Raw genomic sequence first — 11,910 nt, forward strand, 5'->3', positions numbered from 1 at the left:
ATCGGTGTTGGAATAATTCTCGGGCGCGTCCTTGCGTTGGGGTTCATTCGTCTTTTTGGAATCAATCACCGTGCACCTCCTACACCTCCAGCGTATCGGATCGGCGAGGCGGATTTACCCGCGGGAGACGAATAACCCGGGCTGTTTCGACGGCGTAGATTATGCCTGCCCACCAGTAAAGAAAAGCACCCCAGAGTCCGAAGGCCCAGCCCACCGGGAGTGACCACCCCGAGACGCCGGGGAAGGCCTCTCCCAGCATTATCATCGGCAACGCGTAGAACAGGCAGAACGTGGCAACTTTGCCGAGTTGATGCACGGGAAGAGGTCCGAACCCGTAGTTCGCGAGCACCACACCCAGGCCGAGCAGGAACACGTCCCGCCCCACGACCACCAGCACGATCCACCAGGGGACCAGGTCGCGCCAGGCCAGCCCGAGCAGGGCGGCGAAGATGTACAAGCGGTCCGCCGCGGGATCGAGAAGCTGTCCGAGCCGGGTGATCTGGCCGAAGCGGCGGGCCAGGAAGCCGTCGAGGAAGTCCGTGAAGCTGGCCACGGCCAAGACCAGGAGCGCCCAGGCATCTTCGCCTCGCACCAGAAGGACCAGGAAGACGGGTACCAGGGCCAGACGGAGCATGCTGAGCAGATTGGGCGCGGTGAGCACTTTCGAGCTGACGACTGTTCCCTCTGGCCCTGTCACAATCCCCGAGTCTACCGACGCGCCAGCCGAAGGGAAATGCGCGCCCGGTCAGCGTCCCGATGCCCGTTTCCGACCCTTGACGGCCGGTTTGTCGGGTTTCTCCGTTGCATTGCTCTCCGCCTTTCCTCGGCTGCGTTCGACGCTGCGCCGAAGGGCCTCCATCAGGTCGAGGACCTCTCCCCCGCCGCCCTCTGCCTCACCAGGTTGCCGCCCCAAGCTCAGCTCGGTATCGACGGCGTCGACGGTGGCGCCGGCTGCGAGCTTGGCCTCGAGGAGTTCACGCAGCTGGTCTTGGTAGTCGTCCCGGAAGTCCTGCGGCGAGAAATCGGCAGCGAAGGAGTCGACCAGGGCGCTGGACAACTCGAGCTCCTGGGCGGAGATGCGCACAGACTCCTCGAGCACCGGGAATTCGACGGCGCGCACTTCGTCACCCCACAGCAACGACTGCAGCAGCAGCACGTCGCCACGCACCCGGAGCGCGCCGAGGCGGGTCTTCTGCCGCAGAGCGAAGCGCACGATCGCGGTGCGGTCGGTGGCCTCGAGCGCCCGCCGCAGCAGCACGTAGGCCTTGGGCGGGCCGAAAGGCTCAAGGAAGTAGCTGCGCTCGTACATGATCGGGTCCAGCTGGTCGCTCGGCACGAACTCGACGACCTCGATCTCACGGCTTCGTTCGGCTGGAAGCGTGCGCACGTCATCGTCGGTGATGACCACCGTCTTGTCGCCGCTGTCCCAGGCCTTGTCAATGTGCGCGTAGTCGACGACCCGTCCGCAGCGCTCGCACCGGCGCTGGTAGCGAATGCGCCCGCCGTCGGCGTCGTGCACCTGGTGCAGCGCGACGTCGTGGTCTTCGGTGGCGCTGTAGACCTTGACGGGCACGTTCACGAGACCGAACGTGATCGCGCCCTTCCAGATCGATCTCATGAGATCAGTAGACACCCGGAGTGCGGAGGGGGCTAGGCACGCTGTGGCCGCAAGGGCATGCTGGAGCCATGAACAAGCGGCCGGCATCCGAGGACTTCCGCCAGGTCGTCACCGTCGGCGGCCACCGGATCACGCTCACTCACCTCGACAAGGTGCTCTACCCGGAGTCGGGGACCACGAAGGCAGACGTTCTCGGTTACTACGCCTTCATCGCGGATGTGATGCTCCCCCACACCGCGAACCGCCCGGCGACTCGGAAGAGATGGGTGCACGGCGTGGGAACCAGGGAGGAACCCGGACACGTCTTCTTCCAGAAGAACCTGGACCAGTCGACCCCGAGCTGGGTGAAACGCGGATCGATCGAGCACTCGACCCACGTGGACGAGTACCCGCTGGTCAACGACCTTGCGACGCTGACCTGGCTGGCCCAAATCTCGGCCCTGGAGATCCACGTTCCGCAGTGGCAGTTCGACCGCGGTGAAACCCCGCGCAATCCGGACCGGCTCGTGCTCGACCTGGACCCCGGCGTGGGGGTCACCCTCGACGAGTGCGCGGAAGTCGCCCGCTGGGCCCGGGCGATCCTGCGAGACATGGGGCTCGACCCGCTGCCTGTCACGAGCGGCAGCAAGGGCATCCACCTCTACGCTCCGCTGGACCTCACGCACACCTCGGACCAGGTCTCCCAGGTCACGCACGAGCTGGCCCGGGCGCTCGAGGCCGACCATCCGGACCGTGTCGTCAGCGACATGAAGAAGGCGCTGCGGCCGGGCCGGGTGTTCGTGGACTGGAGCCAGAACAGCGCCACCAAGACGACCATCGCCCCGTATTCGCTGCGCGGCACGCTGCATCCGATGGTCGCCATGCCACGCACCTGGCGGGAGCTGGCCGCACCGGGGCTCACGCAGGTCGACTACAGGCAGGCGATGCACCGGGTGCAGCGCAGCGGGGACCCGCTGGCCGCGCTGCTCGAGGCCCATTCGGGGCGGGGCACCACGGATGCCGGTGCTCGCGGTGACCGGGCAGGTGACGGGGTACTAACCGTCTACCTCGGCAAACGAGACGCCTCCCGCACACCGGAGCCGATGCCGACGAGTGCGCCGAAGACATCCGCCGGGCGGTCGTTCGTCATCCAGGAGCACCACGCCCGCAACCTGCACTTCGACTTCCGGCTCGAGCACGACGGGGCGCTGGCGTCATGGGCGCTTCCGCGCGGAGTGCCGACCGACCCGGCGAAGAACCGGCTCGCGGTGCGCACCGAGGATCACCCGCTCGAATACGCCCGATTCGAGGGCGACATCCCGGCCGGCGAATACGGCGGCGGGACCGTGAGCATCTGGGACCAGGGCCAGTTCGATCTGGAGAAATGGCGCGACGACGAGGTCATCGCCGTGTTGCACGGCGGACCGGGCGGCGGGCTGGGCGGCACGCGGCGCTTCGCACTCATCCGCACCGACGGACACGACGGATCCGGACGGAACTGGCTGATCCACCTGATGAAGCCGAAGCCGGCGGGCCGTGCCGAGGGCACGGCGGCGGGCACGGGTACCGCCCGTCGCCCCCGGTATGCGCCCATGCTGGCCACGCTCGGTCCCACAGCCGACATGCCCGAAGACGACGACTGGACCTACGAGATGAAGTGGGACGGCGTCCGTGCGCTCGCGTACGTCTCCGTTCAGTCGCCCGGTCCTGTGGTGCGGCTGTTCACCCGCAACCAGACCGACGTGACCCTCATCTGCCCCGAGATCGTGCGGGCGCTGCCGGGTGCGCTCGCGGCCGACTCGGCGGTGCTCGACGGGGAGATCGTCGCGCTCGCTGCCGACGCACGCCCGGACTTCGGCCTGTTGCAGACTCGGCTGGGGCTGACCGACCGCCGTCAGATCGAGGCGGCCGAGGCAGCCGTGCCGGTACAGTTTCTGGCCTTCGACGTGCTGGAACGTGACGGTGAGCCGCTGCTGGACCTCGCGTACACGGCCCGGCGTCGCGTGCTGGAGGAGATCGTGACCGGTGCCGGTGCCGTGCAGGTGCCGCCCGTCTTCACGGGTGACTACGCCCAGGCCCTGGCGGCCAGCAGCGAACTCGGCCTCGAAGGGATCGTCGCCAAGACCCGGAGCGGACGCTATGAGGCAGGGCGGCGATCCCGGTCTTGGATCAAGATCAAGCACCATCGGAGCCAGGAGGTGGTGATCGGCGGATGGCGACCGGGCAAGGGACACCGAACGGGTTCCGTGGGGTCGCTATTGCTGGGAATTCCGCACGAAGACGGGCTGGTCTACGTCGGACGGGTGGGATCCGGGTTCCGGGACGCAGACCTCGGCCCTGTGCAGAAACGACTGGATGGCATCGCCGCCGGGGACAACCCATTCACCGGCGTCCCTGCCGCCGACGCTCGCGATGCGCGCTGGGTGCGCCCGATCCTGGTGGGCGAGGTGGAATTCTCCGAGTGGACTGGTAGGGGGCGGCTGCGCCACCCGGTCTGGCGCGGCTGGCGACCGGACAAATCGCCGGCCGAGGTGGTCAGGGTTTAGAGGCGGGCTGATAGAGCCGGCCAGCTGGCGGCGAAGCCAGGATGCAACGGTAGGGCCTCGACCTGCCGGGTCGGCACCCAGCGCAAGGCGATGCTCTCTTGGTCGCTGATCACCGGTTCGAAGCGCTGGGTGGCGCGCACCACGACCGTCGTATAGGACCAGAACCCGAGGTCGAGCACGGAGCTGAACCGAACGGTGACGAGCTCGGGGGGAACGCCGGCCTCCTCACCGGCTTCGCGCAGGGCAGCCTCCAGGGCGCTCTCGTTCTCGTGGCGTGCCCCACCGGGGAGACCCCAGGTGTCACCCTGATGACTCCACAGAGCGCGATGCTGCAGCAGGACCCCCAGCTCCTCGTGGTGAACGAGCAGGCCGGCAGCGCCGTAGAGCCCCCAGAACTTGCCGCCATCGGGCCCGTACACCCACCTGTCACCGTTTGTGCTCATGGTCCAAGCATGCGCCTCGGTACCTCAAAACACACCGTGCGTCTGTGCTACCGGCGAGGCTACAGGGCCACGATGGCGTGCACGGCGGCGTCGCCGAGCCGGGTGCGGCCGACCAGATCGGTCAGCTCGAGCACAACGCCGACGCCCGTCAGCTTGTAGCCTGCTCGCTCGACGAGGCGGGCGGTGGCCGCGATGGTGCCGCCCGTGGCAAGCACGTCGTCGACGATCAGAACGCGGGCGCCCGGAGCGAGCTGACCGACCTCGAGCTCGAGGCACGCCGAGCCGTATTCGAGGTCGTACTCCTCGCTCAACACGGTGCCGGGCAGCTTGCCGCCCTTGCGCACGGCGAGCACTGCGACGTCCGCCGCGTAGCCGATGGCCGCGGCCAGCAGGAACCCGCGCGCTTCGATGCCCGCCACCGCATCGAACTCACCCTGGAACCGAGCCGCAAGCTCATCGATCAGCGACCGGAATGCGCTCGCGTCCGCGAACACGGGGTTGAGGTCGCGGAAGACTATTCCCTCTTGAGGAAAGTCCGGGTAGGACGCCAGGAGGGAGTGGACATGGGCTGCAGCGGGTGTTGGCACCCATTGAGCTTAAGCGCATGCCCGACGCATGCCGCACGGGCCTCCCGACGGGCCGGATTGGCCGGTTCGGACAGGGCCCCGTGCTAGCCTCGATTTAGCTAATATGATTAGGTATTTTATCCGGTATCGTGACTGAATCACCCGAAGGGATTGCTAATGCGGCCGGTCGAAGTGCTTGAAGAACTGGTGGTCCTGCTGGACGAGTCCGGCCGCGAAATCGGCACGGCCCCGAAGCTCGGCGTGCACGATACGGACACCGCGCTTCACCTCGCTTTCTCCTGCCACGTTCTCAATCACGCGGGCGAGGTCCTCGTCACCCGGCGTGCCCTGGCGAAGAAGACCTGGCCGGGCGTCTGGACCAACTCTTTCTGCGGGCATCCGCTGCCCGGGGAGGCGTTCGTGGACGCCATCGAACGCCGCGCTCGGTTCGAACTCGGACTCGAGATCACGGATCTCCGCATCACACTGCCGGACTTCCGCTACCGCGCCGTCGACAGCAGCGGCATCGTCGAGAACGAGATCTGCCCGGTCTACGTCGCCAGCGCCACCACCGACCCGCATCCCAACGCCGACGAGGTCATGGAGTTCGCGTGGGTCGAACCCGCTGCCCTGCAGCGTTCCGTGCGTGACGCTCCCTGGGCGTTCAGCCCCTGGCTCGGCCTGCAACTGCGGGAATTGACCAGTTTCGATGCATGAAATCCAGACGCTCGGTGTCGCAACGGAACTGCAGCGGTTCTTTGCTGCTGCGCGCCTGCGGGCGAGTGACTACGGCGATCACTATGTAGCCCTCTGGGACTCTCTCGAGCAGGCTAGCAGCGGGGGCAAGCGGGTGCGTCCCGCTCTCGTCCTGGCCGCGTTCACCGGTCTGGGCGGCACCGACCTCACCCTGGCCACCCCCGTCGCGGTCAGCTTCGAGCTGCTGCACACGGCCTTCGTCATCCACGACGACGTGATCGACCATGACCTCGCCCGCCGCGGAGTGGCCAACATCGCCGGGAGGTTCACCGAGCGAGCCCTTGCCCACGGCGCCGGAGACCAGGCAGGGGCGTGGGCCGCCACCGCCGCGATCCTGGCCGGCGACCTGGCGCTCAGCGAAGCCCACCGCGCCCTCGCGATGCTTCCCGTAGAGCTCGAACTGCGCGGCCGGCTGCTCGACCTGCTCGACCGCGCGGTTTTCGTCTCGGCCGCCGGGGAACTGGCGGACGTCACCAACGCCGCCTCGAAGCATCCGCTGACGGTGGCGCAGGTGGTTTCCACCCTGGAACAGAAGACGGCCGTCTACTCCTTCGAGGCTCCCCTGCAGGCGGGCGCCATCCTGGCCGGCGCCTCTCCGGAGGCGATCGACGTGCTCGGCTCCTACGGCCGCCTGATCGGTGTGGCCTTCCAGCTCACCGACGACATTCTCGGCGTGTTCGGCGACCCGGAGAAGACCGGCAAGAGCATCCTCACCGATCTGCGTGAGGGCAAGCAGACGACCTTGATCGCCCACGCGGGCACCACGCCCGGCTGGGCCGAGATAGCCGCCTTCGTGGGCAAGTCGAACCTCACCGAAGAGGAAGCGGCGCTGGTGCGGGAGCGGCTGAGGGCCTGCGGCGCACTGCAGGCCGCCGACGAACTGGCCACCGACCATGCGGCCCGCGCCGTGGCAGCCCTGGATACTCCCGCCGTGCCTGCTGCCCTGCGCGAAATGCTCACCGTGCTGGCCGGCACCGCCGTGAATCGCACTCGATGAAGCGCGACGTACCCGCCGAGCACACCGGCATCGCCAAGTACAACGCCGCGGCGCGGGCCAGCTCCGCAACGGTCATCGGCCATTACTCCACCTCGTTCGGCCTCGCGGCCCGGCTCCTCGCACCGCGGGTGCGTGGCCAGGTACGCACCATCTACGCCCTTGTGCGTGTGGCCGACGAGATCGTCGACGGCGCGGCCAGCCAGGCCGGTGTCAGTGTCGACGGCCAGCGAGAACTCCTGGACGCCCTCGAGCGGGAGACCACTCAGGCCATCGTGACCGGCTTCAGCACCAACCTCGTTGTGCATGCCTTCGCGGCGACGGCGCGGGAGGCCAGGATCGACGCCAGCCTGACGAAGCCGTTCTTCGCCTCAATGCGCCGGGATCTCGACCCGTCGCCGTTCGACGCCGCAGGTGTCGCCGAATACATCTACGGTTCGGCGGAGGTCATCGGGCTGATGTGCCTGCGCTGCTTCGTTCAGGACACCCCCCGCACGAAGGAGGACCTCGAGGTGCTCGAAACCGGCGCCCGCAGCCTCGGCGCGGCCTTCCAGAAGGTCAACTTCTTGCGCGACCTGGCCGCCGACCGGGACGCCCTCGGCCGCAATTACTTTCCCGGCGTGAACCTGCTGACCATGACCGAGACGCAGAAGAACGAACTCCTCGACGACATGGACGCCGACCTGGACGCAGCCGCCCGGGTGCTGCCCATGCTCCCGGTGGGCAGCCGCCGCGCGGTCACCGCCGCACACCACCTCTTCGCCCGTCTCTCGGCGAAACTGCGAGTCACCCCCGCGCGAGCACTGATGAGCGCCCGCGTACGGGTGCCGGATCCGGAGAAATTGATGATTGCACTGACCGCATCGTTCGGACCGGGAGCGTGGAAGCGATGACTGCATCCGGCTCCCACACCGTCGTCATCGGCGGCGGAATCGCCGGTCTGGCCAGCGCCGCGCTTCTGGCGCGCGACGGCCACCGGGTCACGCTGTTGGAGAAGCACGCGACCCTCGGCGGCCGCGCCGGCTTCTGGGAGGTCGACGGGTTCCGGTTCGAGACCGGGCCGTCCTGGTACCTGATGCCTCAGGTGTTCGACCACTTCTACCGCCTGTTCGGCACATCCTCCGCGGAACAGCTCGACCTGACTCGGCTCGACCCCGGCTACCGGGTGTTCTTCGAGGACACGAAGGAACCGGTGGACATCGCGGCCGAGCGGGCCGACAACATCCGTCTGTTCGAGAGCCTGGAGCCGGGTGCGGGCGCGGCCCTCGACCGCTACCTCAACTCGGCCAAAGAGACGTACGACATGGCTGTGAAGCGGTTCCTGTACACGAGCTTTGCCTCCTTCACGCCCCTGCTGGTCCCGGATGTCCTCAAGCGGCTCGGTCGGCTGGCCCGCCTGCTGCTCCAGCCGCTGGACAAGTTCGTGGCCGGCTATGTGAAGGACCACCGGCTGCGCCAGATTCTCGGCTACCCGGCGGTGTTCCTCGGCTCCTCCCCCGACCAAACCCCGTCGATGTACCACCTGATGAGCCATCTCGACATGGCAGATGGCGTGCTCTATCCCCAGGGCGGGTTCACCCGACTGATCGACAGCATCGCCGATATCGCTCGCGCCCAGGGAGTGACCGTGATCACCGAGGCGAGCGTCACCGCAATCCACACCACCCCGGGCTCCACCACAGCCGTCGCCGGCGTCAGCTACCGCACTGCGGACGGCGCCATCGTCACTCTCGACGCTGACACCGTCGTCTCGGCCGCCGACCTGCACCACACGGAGACCGAACTGCTGCCGGCCTCCGCCCAGACTTACCCGGAGAACTACTGGCAGAAACGCGTCTCCGGCCCGGGTGCCGTGCTCGTGCTGCTCGGAATCAAGGGCGACCTGCCCGAACTGCAGCACCACAGTCTGTTCTTCACCAGAGACTGGTCCGAGAACTTCGGCCGCATCTTCGGCAAGACGACCAGTGTGCCCTCCCCTGCCTCGTTCTATGCGTGCATGCCCAGCGCGACCGACCCTGGTGTCGCCCCCGACGGCTACACGAATATGTTCCTGCTGGTGCCGATCCCGGCCGACCCGAGTCTTGGCCACGGCGGCATCAACGGTCAAGGCTCGGCCGCTATCGAGAAGGTCGCGGACGACACCATCAGGCAGCTCAGCGACTGGGCCGGCATTCCCGATCTGGCTGACCGCATCGTGGTGCGCCGCACCGTGGGGCCCGGCGACTTCGCCGACGACCTGAACTCCTGGCGCGGCGGGGCCCTCGGCCCGGCACATACCCTGCGGCAAAGCGCGTTCCTTCGCGGTTCCAACGCGTCCGCGAAGGTCGGCGGCCTGTTCTACGCCGGAGGCACCACAATTCCGGGCATCGGACTCCCGATGTGCCTGATCAGTGCGGAAATCCTGTTGAAGCGGATCAACGGCGACACGACCACGGGCCCACTCCCGGAGCCTGCGCCGAACTCTATGCGGACACCGCTGCCGGAAGCCCCGTGACTCCGGAAACACTGTGATCGGGGAAGCGCTGTGACGTTCGCGTACCTGCTGACGTTGCTCCTGAGCCTCGGGGCGATGGTGCTGCTCGACCGTCGGTTCCGGCTGTTCTTCTGGCGAAGCCCGGCGCAGGCATCCATCGTGCTCACCGTCGGGCTCGCCTACTTCCTGATCTGGGACCTCTTCGGCATCGGCCTCGGCATCTTCTACCGCGGCGAAACCACCCTGATGACCGGCCTGCAGCTTGCCCCGGAGCTGCCCGTGGAGGAATTCTTCTTCCTCACCTTCCTCTGCTACCTCACCATGAACGCCGTGCAGGGAGCACGCCTGTTGCTGGCGGCGCGAGCTGTCCACGCATCCCGCCCCGGGATCGATAAGGGGACGCACGGATGACCTACCTCCTCCTGAACACCCTCTTCCTCGGCCTGGCGACGGTCGTGTTCCTCGTGGCCGTGCGCCGCGGCCGGCTCTCCCGGCGCGGCATCGCGGCCACCGGGATCGCCCTGGCCGTCGTGCTCGTGCTGACTGCCGTTTTCGACAGCATCATGATCGGTGTCGGACTGGTCGATTACGATCCCACCAGGATCGTCGGGCTGCGCATCGGCCTGGCCCCGATCGAAGACTTCGCCTATCCCGTGGGGGCAGCTCTCCTGCTGCCCTCGGTCTGGGCCCTGCTGGAAAGAAAGACGAATGACTGAGACCCGCACCCCGCCACTGTGGAAGACCCGTCAGGTTCTGCTCTCGTCGCGGCCGCTGAGCTGGATCAATACGGCCTTCCCCTTCGCTGCCGCCTACGTCGTGACGACCGGCCGGGTGGACGCCCTGCTGGTGGTGGGCACCCTGTTCTTCCTGATCCCCTACAACCTGCTGATGTACGGCATCAACGACGTATTCGACTACGAGTCCGACCTGCGGAACCCGCGCAAGGGCGGCGTGGAGGGGGCCATGCTCGACCCGGGTCTGCACCGCACGGTGCTCGTCTCCGGGATCGTGACGGCGCTGCCCCTGCTCGTGGCGATGCTCGTGTTCGCCGGGGCGGAGCATCCGTCGTCGTGGTTCGTCCTGGCCGTGAGCCTGTTCGCCGTGGCCGCGTATTCCGTTCCGGGCCTTCGGTTCAAGGAACGCCCGATCGTCGACTCGATCACGTCGAGCACGCACTTCGTCAGCCCCGCCGTCTACGGGCTTGCGGTGGCCGGGGCCGTCGTGACGCCCGGCCTGCTGGCCCTGCTCGCCGCATTCTTCCTTTGGGGCATGGCCAGCCACGCCTTCGGCGCGGTGCAGGATGTCGTGCCCGACCGGGAGGGCGGCATCGCCTCGATCGCAACCGCGCTCGGCGCCGCACGCACCGTGCGCCTAGCGATCACGTTCTGGGCTCTGGCCGGCGTGCTCATGCTCTTCACCGGCTGGCCCGGGCTGTTGGCCTCTGTGCTCGCGGTGCCATACATCCTGGCGGCCTGGCCATTCAGGTCGGTGACCGACGAGCGAGCCGAGACGGCGAATGCGGGCTGGAAGCGGTTTCTCTGGCTCAACTTCCTGACCGGCTTCCTCGTGACCATGTTGCTGATCGCCTGGGTGATGCTCGGACCGTTCTAGCGGCGGGCAGTTCTGGTCGTTCTGGTCGTTCTGGTCGTTCTGGCAGGCGGGCCGGCGGGACGTAGAGTCGAAGGATGGAACCATTGACCACCGCCCGCGTTGACAGCTGGACCTGGGCCGTGCGCATGTTCAAGACCCGCTCCCAGGCGACGGCCGCCTGCCGGGCGGGACATGTGAAGGTCAATGGGGAGCGCGCCAAGTCCGCGCAGACCGTGCGCGTCGGCGACGAGGTGAGGGTGCGGATCAGCGGTTTCGATCGGATCCTGGTCGTGTCGAAGATCATGGTCAAACGGGTCAGCGCGCCGGTCGCGGCGGAGTGCTTCGTTGACAGGACACCCCCACCGCCCCCGCGTGAAGAGGTAGCGCTACTTCCGATGCGGGACCGGGGCGCCGGCCGCCCCACCAAGCGCGAGCGTCGCGAGATCGACAAGCTGCGCGCGCCAGAGACGTTGCCGCGGGACCCCGACGACGAGTAGGCGGCAAGCTGTGCGTGCCTGCGCGCGGGTGCACGTGCGCGTGCGCGCGCGTGCGCGGGTGGCCAACTCAGGACATCCGTCGCCCGGGTCGCGCGGCAGCCGCGGACCAGTGCGGGACCCGGCACGGATGTCCGAACCACCCGGACGGATCTCCTGAGTTGGCCACGCGACGAACCAATCGAACCGTGGGCCTGCCGAACGAATTCGACGGTCATTCTGGCGGAATCGCACCTAAAACGTCCAACAGTCCCGCATGCCGGTGAAATCTCCGTCGAATTGGTGAGTAGCGGGCCGGGTACGGTCAGGCGAGCGTGGCGTCGACGCCGGGAAGTCGCCAGCGCCGAGATTCGGATCGAGCCCGGCCATTCCGGCTCACTCCGCGCCGAGTAGGTCAGCCCGGTCGGCGGAGTCCCGGCGCAACGCGTTTCGATCTGGTGCATGACCGCCG

13 protein-coding genes are annotated in these 11,910 nt (G+C 67.6%); 9 read left to right on the top strand and 4 right to left on the bottom strand.

Going from position 1 to position 11,910, the window contains the following annotated elements; genetic code table 11:
- Positions 1-79 precede the first annotated feature (79 nt).
- Positions 80-697, bottom strand: a complete 618-nt coding sequence (locus tag E3O65_RS12365) for a CDP-alcohol phosphatidyltransferase family protein (RefSeq protein WP_277870386.1) — start codon at positions 695-697, stop codon at positions 80-82.
- A gap of 48 nt (positions 698-745) precedes the next feature.
- Positions 746-1,618: a non-homologous end joining protein Ku gene (gene ku / locus E3O65_RS12370; RefSeq protein ID WP_134363997.1), complete on the bottom strand. Its 873-nt coding sequence runs from the start codon at positions 1,616-1,618 to the stop codon at positions 746-748.
- Between the two features lie 68 nt (positions 1,619-1,686).
- Between ku and E3O65_RS12375 the strand changes: the two genes are divergently transcribed.
- Positions 1,687-4,143, top strand: a complete 2,457-nt coding sequence (locus E3O65_RS12375) for an ATP-dependent DNA ligase (RefSeq protein ID WP_134363998.1) — start codon at positions 1,687-1,689, stop codon at positions 4,141-4,143.
- On the opposite strand, the gene E3O65_RS12380 is transcribed toward E3O65_RS12375, so the two are convergent.
- Complete coding sequence (locus E3O65_RS12380; protein WP_134363999.1) at positions 4,140-4,586, bottom strand: NUDIX domain-containing protein; 447 nt, start codon at positions 4,584-4,586, stop codon at positions 4,140-4,142. The two genes, E3O65_RS12375 and E3O65_RS12380, sit on opposite strands and share 4 nt — an antisense overlap.
- Before the next feature lie 59 nt (positions 4,587-4,645).
- A complete protein-coding gene (locus E3O65_RS12385) occupies positions 4,646-5,173 on the bottom strand; it encodes an adenine phosphoribosyltransferase (protein ID WP_134364000.1) in 528 nt (175 codons plus the stop codon).
- Positions 5,174-5,329: 156 nt separating this feature from the next.
- On the opposite strand from E3O65_RS12385, the gene idi reads away from it, so the two are divergent.
- The 8 genes from idi (at position 5,330) to E3O65_RS12425 (ending at position 11,462) form a co-directional block, all read left to right on the top strand.
- Positions 5,330-5,869: an isopentenyl-diphosphate Delta-isomerase gene (gene idi, locus E3O65_RS12390; protein WP_134364001.1), complete on the top strand. Its 540-nt coding sequence runs from the start codon at positions 5,330-5,332 to the stop codon at positions 5,867-5,869.
- Positions 5,862-6,905 carry a polyprenyl synthetase family protein gene (locus E3O65_RS12395; RefSeq protein WP_134364002.1) on the top strand — a complete coding sequence of 348 codons (1,044 nt, stop codon included), beginning with the start codon at positions 5,862-5,864 and terminating at the stop codon, positions 6,903-6,905. Before idi ends, E3O65_RS12395 begins: the two co-directional genes overlap by 8 nt.
- Positions 6,902-7,795, top strand: coding sequence for a phytoene/squalene synthase family protein (locus E3O65_RS12400; RefSeq protein ID WP_134364003.1), 894 nt, complete (start codon positions 6,902-6,904; stop codon positions 7,793-7,795). The genes E3O65_RS12395 and E3O65_RS12400 overlap by 4 nt, the downstream gene beginning before the upstream one ends.
- Positions 7,792-9,396, top strand: a complete 1,605-nt coding sequence (gene crtI / locus E3O65_RS12405; RefSeq protein ID WP_134364004.1) for a phytoene desaturase family protein — start codon at positions 7,792-7,794, stop codon at positions 9,394-9,396. Before E3O65_RS12400 ends, crtI begins: the two co-directional genes overlap by 4 nt.
- A 30-nt stretch (positions 9,397-9,426) precedes the next feature.
- Positions 9,427-9,786, top strand: a complete 360-nt coding sequence (locus E3O65_RS12410; protein WP_134364005.1) for a lycopene cyclase domain-containing protein — start codon at positions 9,427-9,429, stop codon at positions 9,784-9,786.
- Entirely contained in the window at positions 9,783-10,091 is a 309-nt protein-coding gene (locus E3O65_RS12415; protein WP_134364006.1) for a lycopene cyclase domain-containing protein, read from the top strand. Before E3O65_RS12410 ends, E3O65_RS12415 begins: the two co-directional genes overlap by 4 nt.
- Positions 10,084-10,986, top strand: coding sequence for a prenyltransferase (locus tag E3O65_RS12420; RefSeq protein WP_134364007.1), 903 nt, complete (start codon positions 10,084-10,086; stop codon positions 10,984-10,986). The genes E3O65_RS12415 and E3O65_RS12420 overlap by 8 nt, the downstream gene beginning before the upstream one ends.
- A gap of 74 nt (positions 10,987-11,060) precedes the next feature.
- Complete coding sequence (locus E3O65_RS12425) at positions 11,061-11,462, top strand: RNA-binding S4 domain-containing protein (RefSeq protein ID WP_134364008.1); 402 nt, start codon at positions 11,061-11,063, stop codon at positions 11,460-11,462.
- The last annotated feature ends 448 nt before the right edge of the window (positions 11,463-11,910 follow it).

It is taken from the genome of Cryobacterium breve (assembly GCF_004402375.1).
Classification (GTDB): domain Bacteria; phylum Actinomycetota; class Actinomycetes; order Actinomycetales; family Microbacteriaceae; genus Cryobacterium; species Cryobacterium breve.

Bases quoted from the DNA above. Each gene is read 5' to 3' on its own strand.
- ku (WP_134363997.1), bottom strand. From the start codon at position 1,618: ATGAGATCGATCTGGAAGGGCGCGATCACGTTCGGTCTCGTGAACGTG.
- E3O65_RS12375 (WP_134363998.1), top strand. From the start codon at position 1,687: ATGAACAAGCGGCCGGCATCCGAGGACTTCCGCCAGGTCGTCACCGTC.
- E3O65_RS12380 (WP_134363999.1), bottom strand. From the start codon at position 4,586: ATGAGCACAAACGGTGACAGGTGGGTGTACGGGCCCGATGGCGGCAAG.
- idi (WP_134364001.1), top strand. From the start codon at position 5,330: ATGCGGCCGGTCGAAGTGCTTGAAGAACTGGTGGTCCTGCTGGACGAG.
- E3O65_RS12395 (WP_134364002.1), top strand. From the start codon at position 5,862: ATGCATGAAATCCAGACGCTCGGTGTCGCAACGGAACTGCAGCGGTTC.
- E3O65_RS12400 (WP_134364003.1), top strand. From the start codon at position 6,902: ATGAAGCGCGACGTACCCGCCGAGCACACCGGCATCGCCAAGTACAAC.
- crtI (WP_134364004.1), top strand. From the start codon at position 7,792: ATGACTGCATCCGGCTCCCACACCGTCGTCATCGGCGGCGGAATCGCC.
- E3O65_RS12415 (WP_134364006.1), top strand. From the start codon at position 9,783: ATGACCTACCTCCTCCTGAACACCCTCTTCCTCGGCCTGGCGACGGTC.
- E3O65_RS12420 (WP_134364007.1), top strand. From the start codon at position 10,084: ATGACTGAGACCCGCACCCCGCCACTGTGGAAGACCCGTCAGGTTCTG.
- E3O65_RS12425 (WP_134364008.1), top strand. From the start codon at position 11,061: ATGGAACCATTGACCACCGCCCGCGTTGACAGCTGGACCTGGGCCGTG.